We start from the raw sequence: 14,782 nt of genomic DNA, 5'->3' as shown, positions 1-14,782 counted from the left end.
ATGCAGGGGGTGCGACAAACAGTCCCTGAAAAACCGGCCGGCTTGTGCCATATATCACGGGCTGCTGGCGCTTGATGGAGGTCAAGGCCGCCGCTGCAGGGCACGTCCCTGCACATCAGGAGTCGCATATGTCCACCGTCGAGCAGGAACCCCCCCGCCTTTACGCGGCGCGCGAGCCGATCTTCCCGCGCCGGGTCAGGGGCAATTTCCGCAATCTCAAGTGGGTGCTGATGGCGTTGACGCTGGGCATCTACTACATCACCCCTTGGATCCGCTGGGACCGGGGTCCGGGAATGCCCGACCAGGCGGTTCTGGTCGACCTGGCGAACCGCCGATTCTTCTTCTTCTGGATCGAGATCTGGCCGCACGAGTTCTATTTCGTCGCGGGCCTGCTGATCATGGCGGGGCTTGGCCTGTTCCTGTTCACCTCGGTCCTGGGCCGGGTCTGGTGCGGCTATTTCTGCCCGCAGACCGTCTGGACCGACCTGTTCATGATGGTCGAGCGCCGGATCGAGGGCGATCGCAACGCCCGCATCCGCCTGTATGAACAGGGATGGGATGCCCGCAAGGTCCGCCTGCGCGCGACCAAATGGGCGGCCTGGCTGCTGATCGGCCTGCTGACCGGCGGCGCCTGGGTCTTCTACTTCGCCGACGCGCCGACGCTGCTGCGCGACCTCGTGACGCTGAACGCCCATCCCGTCGCCTACACGACCATCGCGATCATGACCGCGACGACCTTCTTCTTCGGCGGCTTCGCGCGCGAGCAGATCTGCATCTACGCCTGTCCCTGGCCCCGCATCCAGGGCGCCATGATGGACGAGAACACCCTGACCGTCGCCTATCGCGAATGGCGGGGCGAACCCCGCGGCAAGATCGCCAAGGGCCAGCCGACCAAGTCCGACATCCCCCCCGGCGCCAAGGGCGACTGCATCGACTGCCTCGCCTGCGTGAACGTCTGCCCCATGGGCATCGACATCCGCGAGGGCCAGCAACTGGAATGCATCACCTGTGCGCTGTGCATCGATGCCTGCGACGACGTGATGGCGAAGATCGGCAAGCCGCGCGGGCTGATCGACTACATGGCGTTGAAGGACGAGCATGCGGAAAAGACCGGACAGGAAGGCGAATCGCTCTGGCGCCACATCCTGCGCCCGCGGCCGCTGCTGTATTTCAGCCTCTGGGGGGCGATCGGCGTCGGGCTGATCGTGGCGCTGTTCCTGCGCGCGCCCTATGACCTGAACGTGTCGCCAGTGCGGAACCCGCTTTACGTCACCATGTCCGACGGCTCGATCCGCAACACCTATGAGCTGCGGCTGCGCAACATGCAGGGCGAGGAAAAGACCTTCGCCGTGGGCGTCGAGACTGCCGGGGGCGAGATGCTGCCCGACGCGCAGATCACGCTGGAAGGCGGGCGGGACACGGTGGCGGTGCCGCAGGACCAGACCTTCGAGCAGCGCGTCTACCTGACGGCCGAGCCGGGCTCGGCGCTGGCGACCAGCGGCCAGACCCCCCTGACGATGTGGATCGAGGACGTGGACTCGGGCCGTCGTGCCGCGGTCGAGACGGTCTTCCATGGAACGGAGAGGTAGGATGACGCGGGAACTGACCGGCCGGCATGTGCTGGCGATCACGCTGACGGCCTTCGGCGTCATCGTCGGGGTCAACCTGCTGATGGCCTTCAAGGCGGTCAGCACCTTTCCGGGGCTCGAGACGCCGAACAGCTATGTCGCCTCGCAGCGCTTCGATCGGGAAAGGGCGGCCCAGGCGGCGCTCGGCTGGACGGTCACGCCGGAATATGACGGCCGCGAACTGACGCTGATGATCCGCGATGGCCAAGGCAACCCCGCCCGCGTCCAGTCGCTGAGCGCGACTGTCGGCCGCCCCACCCATGTGCGCGACGATCAGGTGCCGCAGTTCATCTATGAGAACGGGTTGTTCCGCGCGCCCTTGGCCTTGGCCCCCGGCATCTGGAACATCCACGTCATGGCCAAGGCTTGGGACGGGACCGAGTTCCGCCAGCGCATCGACCATTTCTCCGGCAGCAGGGTCAGGGAATGACCGACGCGCGGGTGGATTTCGAAAGCCGCTTCAGCGCCTGCCCGGCCTGTGACGCGGCACCTCTGGCAGGCCGTCTGGCGCGCACGGGGCCGGTCCGGGGCGACGTGATCCTGTCGCTGCCGACCGCCCATTGCGCCGCCTGCATCACCGACGTCGAGCGCGCGCTTTCCGCCGTGCCGGGGGTGCGCGACGCGCGGGTGAACCTGTCGCTGCGCCGCGTCGTCGTTGATGCCGAGGGCGTCACCGCCGAGGACCTGATCCCGGTCCTCGACCGCATCGGCTACGAGGCGCATGAGCTTGACCCCGGCGCGCTGAGCGCGACCGCCGCCGACCGGCAGGGCCGCGACCTGCTGATGCGGATCGGCGTGTCGGGCTTTGCCATGATGAACGTCATGATCCTGTCCATCGCCGTCTGGTCGGGGGCGGATGCGGCGACGCGGGACCTGTTTCACTGGATCGCGGGCGCCATCGCGGTGCCGACCACGATCTTCGCCGGCAAGCCCTTCTTCGTGAACGCTTGGCGGTCCGTGCGCGCCGGGCGGCTGGGGATGGACGTGCCGATCTCGCTGGCGCTGATCCTCGCCAACGCGATTTCAGTCTACGAGACGCTGAACAGCGGGCGGCACGCCTATTTCGACGGCGCGGTGACGCTGTGCTTCTTCCTGCTGATCGGGCGCTACCTCGATTACCGCAGCCGCGCCGTGGCGCGATCCGCCGCCGAGGAACTGACAGCGCTTGAGGTGCCCCGCGCGGTCCGGCTTGAGGACGGGGCGGAGGAAACCGTGCCGGTGTCCGACCTCAAGGCGGGCGACCTGATCCTGGTGCGCCCCGGCGGGCGCATCCCCGCGGACGGGGTGGTGACTTCGGGCGGCTCCGAGATCGACCGTTCGCTTCTGACGGGCGAATCCGTCCCGGTCGCAGCCCATCCCGGCGATGCGCTGTCGGCGGGCGAGGTCAACCTGACCGGCCCCCTGACCCTGCGGGTGACGGCGGCCGGGCGCGACAGTTCGCTGTCGCGGCTGACCGCGCTGGTGGCGGCCGCGGAATCGGCGCGCGGGCGCTATACCTCGATTGCCGACCGGGCGAGCCGTTTCTATGCGCCGACGGTGCATCTGCTGGCCTTCGTCAGCTTCCTTGGCTGGCTCTGGGTGACGCGCGACCTGCGGGTGGCGCTGAACGTGGCGGCGGCTGTGCTGATCATCACCTGTCCCTGCGCCCTGGGGCTGGCGGTGCCGGCGGTCGTGACCACCGCCTCGGGACGGCTGTTCCGCAAGGGGCTGCTCATCAAGGACGGCACCGCGCTGGAGCGTCTGGCCGAGGTCGACACCGTCGTCTTCGACAAGACCGGCACCCTGACCATGGGCAGGCCGGAACTTGTCGGCGATGGTGGCCTTGACGCCGAAGGTCGGGCGGTCGCGGCGGCGCTGGCGGGCGCCTCGGCACACCCGCTGTCGCGGGCATTAGCCGCCGCCATCGAGGAGCCTGCCGCGGAGCTCGAGGATTTGCGCGAGATCCCCGGCCATGGCGTCGAGGGGCGCTGGCGAGGGCAGATCGTGCGGCTTGGCCGTGCGGACTGGATCGGTGCCGCGCTGGATGCGCCGGGTGCCGCGACCTGGCTGCGGATCGGCAAGCGGGTCAGCCGCCTCGATTTCACCGACAGCCTGCGGCCGGGTGCCGCCGAGGCCGTGGCGCGGCTGCGCCATGCCGGGCTGCGGGTGATGATCCTGTCGGGCGACAGCCCGGGCGCCGTGTCCGACATCGCAGCCAGGCTGGGGGTCGAGGAATGGCGCGCGGGCGTGACCCCGCAGGAGAAGGCGGCGGCGGTGGCTGCGCTTTCGGCCGAGGGGCGGCATGTCCTGATGGTCGGCGACGGGCTGAACGACACGGCGGCGCTGGCCACGGCCCATGCCTCGATCTCGCCGGCAAGCGCACTGGACGCGGCGCGGGTCGCGTCCGACATGGTGCTGGTGGGCAAGGACCTCGGGCCGGTCGCGGATGCTCTGGGCGTCGCGCGTTCGTCGATCCGCCGCATCCGCGAGAACTTCGCGCTGTCCGGCTTTTACAACATCATCGCGGTGCCGGTCGCGCTGGCGGGGCTGGCAACGCCCCTGATCGCCGCGCTGGCGATGTCGCTGAGTTCCATCGCCGTGACCCTGAACGCCCTGCGGGTCCGCTGATGGAGGTGCTGCTGTTCCTGATCCCGGTCTCTCTGTTCCTGGGTGGGCTGGGGCTGGTGGCGTTCCTCTGGACCCTGCGGAACAAGCAGTACGAGGACCCCAAGGGCGACGCGCACCGGATCCTCAGCGACGAATGGGACGACCGGCCGAAGCCGTGAGGCAAGGGAAAGCCTCACGGTTCGTCGGTTCCGGATAGCTTCGCCGAAAGCCTGGTTTCATTCACATCGTCCGCATGGCTGCTGCCTTCATCATGCTCGGAACACCAGGCTGGGTAGGCTTGGTGTATAGCTGCGGGGAGGCCCTTCGTGACAGTGATCTTGTGTATGCCCGGTCAACGGAACGGCTAGTCTTCCACTACGGCGAAGCCGAAGCCGAGCGCGCCACAAGATGTCTCGACCAGATAACCGGTCAGAGCCATTACTTCGATCGCACCCTGAGTCGGCTGATCCCGGAAAATCAGCGCCCCAACGCCGAGGCGGAGAAGGCCATTCGTGCTGCACAGGAAGCGGTCAACGCGGCAGCACGCAAGGCCCAGCAGGAAGCAGACGCCGCCGAAAAGAACCGTTTTGAGCGCCTCCGGGTGGGAGGACTGAGACTGAAAAGCGCCCGCGAGGCTGCAGCCATTACCCCGCCTTCGGAGGGATGCACCAACATGTATCGGCGCGATCCCGACGCAACGACTACAAATCAACTGTGCCTCGACGTGTTTTTCAGGACCGGTCTGCCCGACTGATCCTGCGGAGCAATCGCCAGACAAGAAAAAGGCCCGGGCTTGCCGGGCCTTTGTCACCGTTGCCAGGGGTCGCTCAGTTCCCCAGCACCTTGCAGCGCTGCGAGCGGGCGGCCAGCTTTTCGCAGGCGAGGGTCGCCGCGTCGCGGGTCAGGCCCGAGAAGTTCGCCTCCCACCCTTTCGGGGTGTTGCCGACATGGCGGTTGGCGTTGTTCAGCACCGCGCTTTCCTGCAGGGCGGTCCGCAGCAGAAGCTGCTCGGCCTCGGCCTTGGTCTTGTAGCGGCCAAGCGTGATGCCGTGATTGCCCCGGCCCCGGGTCGAGGGGCGGGACACGATCTCGACCGCCTCGGGTTCGGAACGGTCGCCTTCCTCTTCCTCCATCGCGGCGAGGATCACCGTGTCGGACTTGCGCACGGGCTTGTCCGATGCCGCCAGTCGGGTGCCCGCCGAGGGCGCGGCGTCCTGCTTCGGCGCTGCCGACGCCACAAAGGTCGAGCCGGGGGTGCGCGGCGCCTTGGCCATCGCGGCCGGTCCGCTGCGTGGGGCGGGGGCAGGCCGACTGGCATCCACGACAGCGCGCGCGACGGCAGCCTCGACGGCGGCCGGGTCCGCGGCGGCCAGCCTGACCGGGGCGGCAGCGGCAGCGGGCCGGCGGGCAGGGCGGGCAGAGCCGACGCTGGCCTGCGCGACCACGGGGGCCGCCTGGGCCTGCGCGGGCGCCGCGGCCTGCCGGCGTTCGGGCTCAAGCGGCACGGTCGAGCCTCTGACGGGCCGGGCCGCGACCGGCGAGGGGACCGGCGGGGCGCTGCGGGCGACCTGCACGCTGCGCTTGCGCTCGACCATGTACTCGGGCGGCTCGGGCCGGATCTCCTTGACCCGGGCGGGGGCCTTGCCGAAGCCGGTGTCCAGAAGCTGCGCCATGACCGCGTTGCGCTGCGCCGTGGACTGGCCGCCCATGACCGTGGCGATGATCCGCTTGGACCCTCGCTGGGCCGAGGCGGTCAGGTTGAAGCCCGCAGCCCGGGTGTAGCCGGTCTTGATCCCGTCCGCGCCCTGGTAGCTGTCAAGGAACCGCTTGTTCGTGCTGGCGACCGTGGCGATTCCCGCATCCGCCGAACGGCGCGAGAAGATCGAGTAATACTGCGGGAAATCGTAGAACAGCCGCCGCCCCAGCACCGACATGTCGCGGGCGGTGGAATAATGCCCGTCCTGCGTCAGCCCGTTGGCGTTGCGGAAGGTGGTGTTGTTCATCCCCAGCGCGCGGGCCATCGCGGTCATCTGCTGGCCGAACCGCGCCTCGGACCCCGCCAGCCCCTCGCCGATGGCGGTGGCGGCGTCGTTGGCCGATTTCACCGCCGCCGCGCGGATCAGGTAACGCAGCTCGATCTGCTGGCCCGCCCGCAGCCCGAGGCGCGAGGGCGGCTGCCCCGCCGCGTGCCTTGTCACCGTGAACCGGGAATCCAGCCGGACCTGTCCCCGCTCGATCGCCGTGAAGGCCATGTAGAGCGTCATCATCTTGGTCAGCGAGGCCGGATGCAGCCGCGCATTCGCGTTCTGCGAATAGATTTCCTTGCCCGTCCGCCCGTCCATGACATGGGCGGCGAAAGGTGCGGCGGATGCGGTCAGGGGCACCAGCGCGCCCATGAAGACAAGCCACCCTGCGATCAGGGCTCTGTGAAGAATATGCACTGTCCCGGTCTCTCTGCCTGCGGGCGCGTTCTTTATTGCACGCCCTTGATTAACAGACTCACGATAGCATGCAGGTTGCGTTGCGAAAACCGTAGAATTGCCACAACCGGAGGTTTTGCCGAACCTGTCGGCGGCGAGAGGCTTTCACTCGGCGTCTTGCGGTCCTATATTCCATGCTAACCCGCCCGTTCAGGACAGAAGCCGCCGTGACGTCGACGCCCGATTTTCCGCGCATGACCGACTCGCCTTCCGATGGCCAGAACGAGTCAGGCATCGCGGTCAAGACCAAGCCCAAGACCCAGCGCCCGCCGCTTTACAAGGTGTTGCTGCTGAATGACGATTTCACGCCGATGGAATTCGTCGTCCATATCCTCGAACGCCTGTTCGGGATGACGCATGCCCAGGCGATCGAGATCATGCTGACCGTCCACCGCAAGGGGGTGGCCGTGGTCGGCGTCTTTTCTCACGAGATCGCCGAAACCAAGGTCGCGCAAGTGATGGAGCTTGCGCGCCGCCAGCAGCATCCGCTGCAATGCACGATGGAAAAGGAATAGGTGGCGGGTTCTCGGCTTGAACTGATCGACCCGATTGAGGGCTCGGTCCTGCTGATCGGGGCAGGGCCGGGGGATCTCGCGGGTTTCGATCCGGCACGCACGGTTGTGGTGCAGGGATTCCGGCCCGCCCATGATTCGGTTGCGTCGCAGGGCTTCCGGGCGCTGACTTCGGTCGATGGCCGGGCGGATGCCGCGGTGGTCTTCCTGCCGCGGGCACGGGCCGAGGCGCGGGCGCGCGTCGCTGCCGCCGCCGCCGCGCTGGACGAGGGCGCGGCGCTGTGGATCGATGGGCAGAAGACCGACGGCGTCGATGCGATGCTGCGCGAGTTGCGGGGGCTCGCACCGGTCGATCAGGTGCAGTCCCGTGCCCATGGAAAGATCTTCCGCGTGACCGTGCCCGGCGGCGACTGGCTGCCGCCTGACTGGAAGGGTGCCCGGCGGACGGTCGAAGGCGGTTTCGTCACCGCGCCGGGGGTCTTTTCGGCCGATGGTCCCGACCCGGCCTCGGTGGCGCTGGCGGCTTGCCTGCCGGAACGCCTGCCGACCCGCATGGTTGATCTGGGCGCGGGCTGGGGCTGGTTGTCGGCGCAGGTTCTCACGCGTCCCGGTATCGAGCTGCTGCATCTGGTCGAGGCCGACCATGCCGCGCTGGACTGCGCCAAGGCCAACGTGACCGACCCGCACGCCCGCTTCCACTGGGCCGATGCCACCACCTTCCGTTTGCCGGAACCTGTGAACGGCGTCGTCATGAACCCGCCCTTCCACCAGGGCCGCGCCGCCGACCCTCACCTGGGGGGGCGCTTCATCCGCGCGGCGGCGGGGCTGCTGACCGGGGCGGGGCGGCTCTGGATGGTCGCGAACCGGCACCTTCCCTATGAGGCCGCGCTGAACGAGCATTTCGCCGACGTGCGGGAGATCGGCGGCGACAACCGCTTCAAGGTCATCGCCGCGACCGGGGCGGGCCGCCCGAAACGGCGTCAGCTTTCCTCGGGATAGGCGGCGCGGCAGGCGGCGACGGCGCGTTCCGCGTTCGGGCGCAGCGCGGCGACCCTTTCGCGCAGGTTGGCAGCCTTGCGCTGTTCCACCAGCGGGTCGATCGGCACCCGGAACCGCTGGGTGTCGGCCACGTCGCGCCAGCAGGAACGCTGCACCAGCACCCGCTCGCCGTCGCGGTTGCGCAGGATGGTGGGGCAGATGTCGAACTCGGTCCGCGTCACCACCCGCTCGTCCCAGGCATAGCCGCGGGCAAGGTTTCCCTCGACCTGGGCCAGCAGGCGCGACACGGTGCGGTATTCGTCGGTGTTGCGGGAAATGCATTGTTCCTGTGGCGTGCCGCAGGCGGCGAGCGTCAGGCAGGCCAGCGCGGTCAGGGTCAGGTTGCGGCTCATCGGCGGCACCTCTAATCAGGTCGGGTTGAATCCTAGCGCGGCGCGATGGGTGCCGCAATTCACGAAAGGGCCGGGCGATGGACATGATCGACGAGCGCCGCACGGCGGCCGACTGGTTCCGCGCCCTGCGCGACCGCATCACCGCGGCTTTCGAGGTGTTGGAGGACGAGGGCTCCGGTGACACCGCCCCCGGCCGCTTCGAGATCACGCTGACCGAACGCGCGGATGACGGCGGCGGCGGGATCATGTCGGTGATGCGCGGGGGCCGGGTCTTCGAGAAGGTCGGCGTCAACTGGTCCGAGGTCCATGGGACGCTCGCCCCCCGCGCCCAGACCGCGATGGCCGCCCGCGGCGTACCGGGGATCGAGGATGATCCGCGCTTCTGGGCCAGCGGCATCAGCCTTGTCGCCCATATGCAGAACCCCCACGCCCCGGCGGTCCACATGAACACCCGGATGTTCTGGACCCCCGCCGCCTGGTGGTTCGGGGGCGGGGCGGACCTGAACCCCTGCCTTGAATACCCCGAGGATACCGCGCATTTCCACGCCACCCTGCGCGACGCCTGCGCCCCGCATGGCGTGGATTACTATGACCGCTTCAAGGCCTGGGCGGACGAGTATTTCTACATCCCCCATCGCGGCCGCGCCCGCGGCGTCGGCGGCATCTTCTACGACGACCTGAACACGGGCGACTGGTCCGCCGACTTCGCCTTTACCCGCGCCGTGGGCGAGGCCTTCCTTCCCGCCTTCCTGCCGCCGGCCCGCAAGCGGATGGGGCAGGACTGGACGCCCGGGGACAGGGACGCGCAACTGGTCCATCGCGGGCTTTATGCGGAATACAACCTCGTCTATGACCGGGGGACCAAGTTCGGGCTGGAAACCGGCCACAACCCCGATGCCGTGTTGATGAGCCTGCCGCCCTTGGCAAAGTGGGTCTGACGCCTCAGCGCGCGGTCCAAAGCAGCCAGCCCACCCCCGCCACGATCAACGCCATGCCCGCGATCTGCGGCGCCCCTAACGCCTCGCGCCGGCTGCGCGAAACGGCGGCGGCGAAGACCACCTCGACCAGCGCCAAGGTCCGCACATTGGCGGCGGGGGCAAGCGCGAAGGCCAGGAACCAGAACTGCGAGGCCAGCGCGCCCAGGAACCCGGCGCCGAGCGATTCGCGCCATGCGCCACCCATCCCGCGCAGCGCCGCCCGGTCGCGCAGCGCGAGCCAGCCCCCGACCAGCGCGGTCTGCAGCGCCAGCGACAGCACGAGGATGGTGGTCGCCCGCATCAGCTCGCCGCCCGACGGCAGCGACAGGATCGCGCCGCGAAAGCCGATGGCCGACAGCCCGAACAGCCCGCCCGCCAGCACGGCCAGCGCCACCGGCCCCGCGCCCGCCCGCCGCCAGCCCGTGCCCGACATCGCCAGCACCCCGGCGGTGGCCAGCGCGATGGCGCCAAGCCGGGCGGGAGGCAGCGGCTCGGCCAGCAGAGCCGCGCCCATGATGGCCAGCGTCACCGGCTCGGTCTTGATCAGCGCCGTTGCGACCGCAAAGCCGCGCCGCTGCATTGCCGTCAACATCAGCGCGGTCGCCGCCACCTGCGACAGCGCACCCAGCGCGGCATAGCCAAAGGCGGCGGCGTTCAACGGCGGGACCGACTCGACCAGCGCGACCAGTCCCAGGAACAAAAGGGCAAAGGGCAGACCGAACAGGAACCGCACCCCGGTCGCGCCCATCGTCCCGATGCGCGAGGTCAGGCCCGCCTGCGCCGCGTTCCGCCCGGTCTGCGCCAGCGCGGCGATCAGCGTCGCGGCGATCCACATGGCTCAGCGGGTTTCGCGCACCGTCTCGATCATCAGCGCGACGTTCTCGGGGTCCGCGTCCGGCGTGATCCCGTGGCCGAGGTTGAAGATATGCGGCCCGCCGGAAAAGGCCCGCACGATGGCCCGCGTCTCGTCCACCAAGGCCTGCCCGCCCGTGACCATGTGCCCCGGCGCGAGGTTCCCCTGCACGCAGCCATCCCGCTGGACGTTCCGCGCCGCCCATTCAGCGGACACCGAGTTGTCCAGCGCCACGCAATCCGCCCCTGTCGCCTTGGCAAAGCCGATGTAGCGGTCGCCCGCCTCGCGCGGGAAGGCGATGACGGGAATATGCGGATGCCGCTGCTTCAGCGCGGCGATGATCTTCCGGGTGGGCTCGACCGCGAAATCGTCGAAGTCCTGCCCCTGTAGGCTGCCCGCCCAGCTGTCGAACAGCTTGACGACCTCGGCCCCGGCCTCGATCTGGGCCGAGAGGTAAAGGATCGTCGCCTCGGTCACTCGGTCGATGATGCCTTGGAAGGTGGGGCGATCGGTCTCTTTCAGCGCATGCGCCGGCGCCTGCTGCAGCCCGCCGCGGCCCGCGATCATGTAGGTCGCCACCGTCCAGGGCGCGCCCGCAAAGCCGATCAGCGTCGTCTCGCGCGGCAGTTCGCGCGACAGGATGCGGAGGGTCTCGTAGACGGGCGAGAGCGTCTCATGGATCGCTTCGGCGGGCTTCAGCGCGGCCAGCCCTTCGGGCGTGGTGATGGTGGACAGGCGCGGACCCTCGCCGGTCACGAACCACAGGTCCATCCCCAGCGCCTGCGGGATCAGCAGGATGTCGGCGAACAGGATCGCCGCGTCGAAGCCGAAGCGGCGGATGGGCTGCAGCGTGACCTCGGCCGCAAGCTCCGGGTTGTAGCAGAGCTTGAGGAAATCCCCCGCCTGCGCCCGCGTCGCGCGGTATTCGGGCAGGTAGCGCCCCGCCTGCCGCATCATCCAGATCGGCGGCACCGGCTGGCGCTCGCCCGCAAGGGCGCGCAGGATGGTCTTGTCGGGGCGGCTCGGCGGCATGGCTTGGGTCATGCCGCCTTGTCGCAAGCCGCGGCATTGCTTGCAAGCGTGGCGGCTTGCGCGCCCATGCCTGCGCCCTTCTGCCGCAACGCGGTTGTCAAGCGGGCGGGGCAGGGATAACCCATCCGCCATGGACGCTTTACCCACCTCCGACCGCCCGCTTCGGATCGGCACCCGCGGCTCGGCGCTGGCGCTCGCGCAGGCGCATGAGACGCGCGACCGGCTGGCCGCCGCCCATGACCTGCCCGCCGAGGCCTTCGAGATCGTGGTCATCAAGACCACCGGCGACCGCGTGCTGGACCGCCCGCTGCGCGAGATCGGCGGCAAGGGCCTGTTCACCCGCGAGATCGAGGACGCGCTGCTCGATGACCGCATCGACATCGCCGTCCATTCGATGAAGGACATGCCGGTGCTGCAGCCGGACGGCCTTATCATCGACTGCTACCTGCCGCGCGAGGATGTGCGCGACGCCTTCGTCAGCCGCCGCTGGGGGTCCATCGCCGAGCTTCCGGCGGGCACGCCCGTCGGCTCGTCGAGCCTGCGCCGCCGGGCGCAGCTGATCCATTACCGCCCCGACCTGACGCTGGTCGAGTTCCGCGGCAACGTGCAGACGCGGATGCGGAAGCTGGACGAAGGCGTGGCCGAGGCGACCTTTCTCGCCATGGCCGGACTGACGCGGCTGGGGATGCTGGACGTGGTCCGCAGCGCCATCGCGCCCGACGAGATGCTGCCCGCCGTGGCTCAGGGCGCCATCGGGGTCGAGCGGCGCAAGGACGATGCCATCGCGGCGGCGATGCTGGCCGCGATCTCGGACCTGCCCACGACGCTGCGGGTGACGGCCGAACGCGCCTACCTGCGCCGGCTGGATGGGTCCTGCGAGACACCGCTGGCGGGGCTGGCGGAACTCGACGGCGAGAACCTGTGGCTGCGGGGCGAGATCCTGCTGCCCGACGGCTCACTATCTGTTAGGGGTGAGCGGCGGGGTCTGGTGACGAACGGCGTCGAGATGGGCCGCGACCTGGCCGAGGAACTGCTGGGCCGCGCCCCGCCCGAGTTCCGCGAACTCGCGGGCATCAACCCGGAACGGACCTCGCCGCCGGTCTAGGCGCCCGCGGCTTCGGCTACGGCCTCCCATGCCAGCAGGATCGAGGCGTGGCGGTTCGGGAAATCCCGCGCCGGCGTCAGCGCCTCGGCAGCCGCGAAAGCGCCCTCGGGCGCAGGAGCGCCCTCCGTCAGCATGGCGCGCAACGCATCGCGCCCCGCTGCCAGCTCGGCCGGGCTGCGCCCGATGACAGCCCCGCCCAGCACGGCGGCCGAGGCCTGCCCCAGCGCGCAGGCCCGCACCTCCTGCGCGAACTCCGTCACCACCCCGTCACTGACCACCACATGCGCCGTCACCGTGGACCCGCATTGGGGCGAGCGGCGCGTGGCCGATCCGGTCGGCGCAGGCAGGCGGCCGAGATGCGGGATATCCGCCGCCAGTGCCAGCAGCCTGCGCGAATACAGCGCCATCAGATCGTCGTCGGCCATTGCTTTTCCCCAATCCGTCCGCCCGTTAGATAGGCATCCAAGCGTGAAAGGAAAACCGATGTTCAACCCTTCGACCCTGCGTTTCGACGCAAACGGCCTGATCCCGGCCATCGCGCAGGACCATGCCTCGGGCGAGGTGCTGATGCTGGCCTGGATGAACGCCGAGGCGGTAAGCCGCACGCTTGACACGGGCCGCGTCACCTACTGGTCGCGCTCGCGCCAGTCCTTCTGGATCAAGGGCGAAAGCTCGGGCCATGTGCAGCGGCTGGTCGAGATGCGCGTCGACTGCGACCGCGACTGCCTGCTCATGCTGGTGGACCAGACCGGCCCCGCCTGCCACACCAACCGCCCCACCTGCTTCTACACCGCCGTCCGTGACGGCGCCGAGGTTGAACTCATGGCGCCCGAAACCTGAAGCTGCCTCAAGTGTCTTCTTTCTGGCCCAAATACCCATGCGGCAGTGACGCAGGACCGCCGCTTGCATCCCTCAGCCCAACAGCCGCAGCAATGTCCTCGGGCGAGGCGCCCTCGTCCCGGTAAAGCCGGATCGCGCGGGCGTCGTCGCGCTTGGCCAGCCGCTTGCCGGCGTCGTCCCGGATCAGCCGGTGATGATGGTAAAGTGGCTGCGGCAGGTCGAGCAACGCCTGAAGAAGAGCGTGGATATAGGTTGAGTCGAACAGGTCCTTGCCGCGTGTCACCAGCGTGATCCCCTGCGCGGCATCGTCCACGACGACCGACAGGTGATAGCTCGTCCCCATGCCGCGCCGGGCCAGAACCACGTCGCCCACGCCGGTGATGAAGTCCTCGGCGGTCAGCTCATGGCGCTGGCCCGGCAACACCGCCTCGTCGTGAAATCCGATGCGGTCGAAGGCTAGTCGTTCGAAGGCGCGGCGCGCGTCCAGCCGGATTGCGTCCTCGGGGCCCGCCTCCTCCATCGCCCGCCCGCGGCAGGTGCCGGGATAGACCGGGCCATCGGGGCCGATCACGCCCTCCTGCGGGGCCGACAGCGCCGCGGCGATGTCGGCGCGGCGGCACCGGCAGGGATAGAGTAGGCCCATTCCCGCCAGTTGGTCCAGCGCGGCCGTGTAGGCGGGCAGGCGGTCGGATTGGCGCATCACCGGCTCAGGCCAACTTAGCCCCAACCAGCGCAGGTCTTCGTAAATGGCAGCTTCCCATTCCGGGCGGCAGCGGGATCGGTCGATGTCCTCGACCCGCAGCAGGAACTCGCCGTGATCGGCCAGCCGCGCGGCGGTCAGCGCGGCGAAGGCGTGCCCGAGGTGCAAGGGCCCGGTCGGCGAGGGCGCAAAGCGCGTCCGCCTTACTGCGCCGAAAGCCACGCCGAAAAGTCCTGCTTGGCGCGGTCGGTATAGGCCGGATAGCGGTCCTTGCGGCCGCGCCGGCCTGCCTTGGCCTTGACCGGGGGGAACAGGCCGAAGTTGACGTTCATGGGCTGGAAGGTCTTCGCCTCGGCCCCGCCGGTGATGTGATGGACCAGCGCTCCCATCGCCGTCGTCCCGGGCGGAGGTGGCAGGTCTCGCCCCAAGGCCTGCGCGGCGGCCATGCGCCCGGCCAGCAAACCCATCGCGGCGCTTTCGACATAGCCCTCGACGCCCGTGACCTGGCCTGCAAAGCGGATGTTGGGACAGGAACGCAGCCGCATCCGGTCGTCCAGCAGTGTGGGCGAGTTCAGGAAGGTGTTGCGGTGGATGCCGCCCAGCCGCGCGAAGCCTGCCTCCTGAAGGCCGGGGATCATGCGGAAGACCTGGGTCTGCGCGCCGTATTTCATCTTGGTC

At 69.2% G+C, this 14,782-nt stretch carries 17 protein-coding genes; 10 read left to right on the top strand and 7 right to left on the bottom strand.

The genetic code is table 11. From position 1 onward, the window contains the following. Positions 1-128: 128 nt before the first annotated feature. From ccoG to Q4F04_RS07890, 5 genes are all read left to right on the top strand, one after another. Positions 129-1,589: a cytochrome c oxidase accessory protein CcoG gene (gene ccoG / locus Q4F04_RS07910; RefSeq protein WP_303369289.1), complete on the top strand. Its 1,461-nt coding sequence runs from the start codon at positions 129-131 to the stop codon at positions 1,587-1,589. Position 1,590: 1 nt separating this feature from the next. Next, positions 1,591-2,058 carry a FixH family protein gene (locus Q4F04_RS07905; RefSeq protein ID WP_303369288.1) on the top strand — a complete coding sequence of 156 codons (468 nt, stop codon included), beginning with the start codon at positions 1,591-1,593 and terminating at the stop codon, positions 2,056-2,058. Beyond that, on the top strand, positions 2,055-4,235 hold the full coding sequence (locus Q4F04_RS07900; RefSeq protein ID WP_303369287.1) for a heavy metal translocating P-type ATPase: 2,181 nt from the start codon (positions 2,055-2,057) through the stop codon (positions 4,233-4,235). The genes Q4F04_RS07905 and Q4F04_RS07900 overlap by 4 nt, the downstream gene beginning before the upstream one ends. After that, complete coding sequence (gene ccoS / locus Q4F04_RS07895; protein ID WP_182790567.1) at positions 4,235-4,393, top strand: cbb3-type cytochrome oxidase assembly protein CcoS; 159 nt, start codon at positions 4,235-4,237, stop codon at positions 4,391-4,393. The genes Q4F04_RS07900 and ccoS overlap by 1 nt, the downstream gene beginning before the upstream one ends. Before the next feature lie 74 nt (positions 4,394-4,467). Then, complete coding sequence (locus tag Q4F04_RS07890; RefSeq protein ID WP_303369286.1) at positions 4,468-4,968, top strand: hypothetical protein; 501 nt, start codon at positions 4,468-4,470, stop codon at positions 4,966-4,968. Between the two features lie 73 nt (positions 4,969-5,041). Here Q4F04_RS07890 and Q4F04_RS07885 read toward each other — a convergent pair whose 3' ends face one another. Beyond that, positions 5,042-6,610, bottom strand: a complete 1,569-nt coding sequence (locus tag Q4F04_RS07885) for a D-alanyl-D-alanine carboxypeptidase family protein (protein ID WP_303369285.1) — start codon at positions 6,608-6,610, stop codon at positions 5,042-5,044. A 278-nt stretch (positions 6,611-6,888) separates the two neighbouring features. Between Q4F04_RS07885 and clpS the strand changes: the two genes are divergently transcribed. Both clpS and Q4F04_RS07875 read left to right on the top strand, forming a co-directional pair. Then, entirely contained in the window at positions 6,889-7,209 is a 321-nt protein-coding gene (gene clpS / locus Q4F04_RS07880; protein WP_182790831.1) for an ATP-dependent Clp protease adapter ClpS, read from the top strand. Beyond that, complete coding sequence (locus Q4F04_RS07875) at positions 7,210-8,205, top strand: class I SAM-dependent methyltransferase (protein WP_303369284.1); 996 nt, start codon at positions 7,210-7,212, stop codon at positions 8,203-8,205. It abuts the gene before it with no gap. On the opposite strand, the gene Q4F04_RS07870 is transcribed toward Q4F04_RS07875, so the two are convergent. Next, complete coding sequence (locus Q4F04_RS07870) at positions 8,187-8,597, bottom strand: hypothetical protein (RefSeq protein ID WP_303369283.1); 411 nt, start codon at positions 8,595-8,597, stop codon at positions 8,187-8,189. The genes Q4F04_RS07875 and Q4F04_RS07870 overlap by 19 nt on opposite strands. Before the next feature lie 77 nt (positions 8,598-8,674). Here Q4F04_RS07870 and hemF point away from each other — a divergent pair, with 77 nt between their 5' ends. Then, the gene (gene hemF / locus Q4F04_RS07865; RefSeq protein WP_303369282.1) at positions 8,675-9,535 is read left to right on the top strand and encodes an oxygen-dependent coproporphyrinogen oxidase; all 861 of its coding nucleotides are present in this window, start codon (positions 8,675-8,677) and stop codon (positions 9,533-9,535) included. A gap of 4 nt (positions 9,536-9,539) precedes the next feature. On the opposite strand, the gene Q4F04_RS07860 is transcribed toward hemF, so the two are convergent. Then, on the bottom strand, positions 9,540-10,409 hold the full coding sequence (locus Q4F04_RS07860; protein ID WP_303369281.1) for a DMT family transporter: 870 nt from the start codon (positions 10,407-10,409) through the stop codon (positions 9,540-9,542). Positions 10,410-10,412: 3 nt separating this feature from the next. After that, entirely contained in the window at positions 10,413-11,459 is a 1,047-nt protein-coding gene (hemE, locus tag Q4F04_RS07855) for a uroporphyrinogen decarboxylase (RefSeq protein ID WP_303369280.1), read from the bottom strand. Positions 11,460-11,589: 130 nt separating this feature from the next. On the opposite strand from hemE, the gene hemC reads away from it, so the two are divergent. After that, a complete protein-coding gene (gene hemC, locus Q4F04_RS07850; RefSeq protein ID WP_303369279.1) occupies positions 11,590-12,564 on the top strand; it encodes a hydroxymethylbilane synthase in 975 nt (324 codons plus the stop codon). On the opposite strand, the gene Q4F04_RS07845 is transcribed toward hemC, so the two are convergent. After that, positions 12,561-12,989 carry an iron-sulfur cluster assembly scaffold protein gene (locus Q4F04_RS07845; RefSeq protein WP_303369278.1) on the bottom strand — a complete coding sequence of 143 codons (429 nt, stop codon included), beginning with the start codon at positions 12,987-12,989 and terminating at the stop codon, positions 12,561-12,563. The genes hemC and Q4F04_RS07845 overlap by 4 nt on opposite strands. A gap of 58 nt (positions 12,990-13,047) precedes the next feature. On the opposite strand from Q4F04_RS07845, the gene hisI reads away from it, so the two are divergent. Continuing rightward, on the top strand, positions 13,048-13,404 hold the full coding sequence (gene hisI, locus Q4F04_RS07840; RefSeq protein ID WP_303369277.1) for a phosphoribosyl-AMP cyclohydrolase: 357 nt from the start codon (positions 13,048-13,050) through the stop codon (positions 13,402-13,404). 7 nt (positions 13,405-13,411) lie between these two features. Here hisI and gluQRS read toward each other — a convergent pair whose 3' ends face one another. After that, a complete protein-coding gene (gene gluQRS / locus Q4F04_RS07835; RefSeq protein WP_303369276.1) occupies positions 13,412-14,326 on the bottom strand; it encodes a tRNA glutamyl-Q(34) synthetase GluQRS in 915 nt (304 codons plus the stop codon). Further along, a partial coding sequence (locus Q4F04_RS07830; protein ID WP_303369275.1) for an FAD-dependent oxidoreductase occupies positions 14,308-14,782 on the bottom strand: 475 nt, incomplete at its 5' end. The genes gluQRS and Q4F04_RS07830, both read right to left, overlap by 19 nt.

The organism is Paracoccus sp. (in: a-proteobacteria), assembly GCF_030536915.1.
GTDB lineage: Bacteria > Pseudomonadota > Alphaproteobacteria > Rhodobacterales > Rhodobacteraceae > Paracoccus.
The sequence above is the reverse complement of the archived record's forward strand: the minus strand, read 5'-3'. Positions and strand labels throughout refer to the sequence as shown.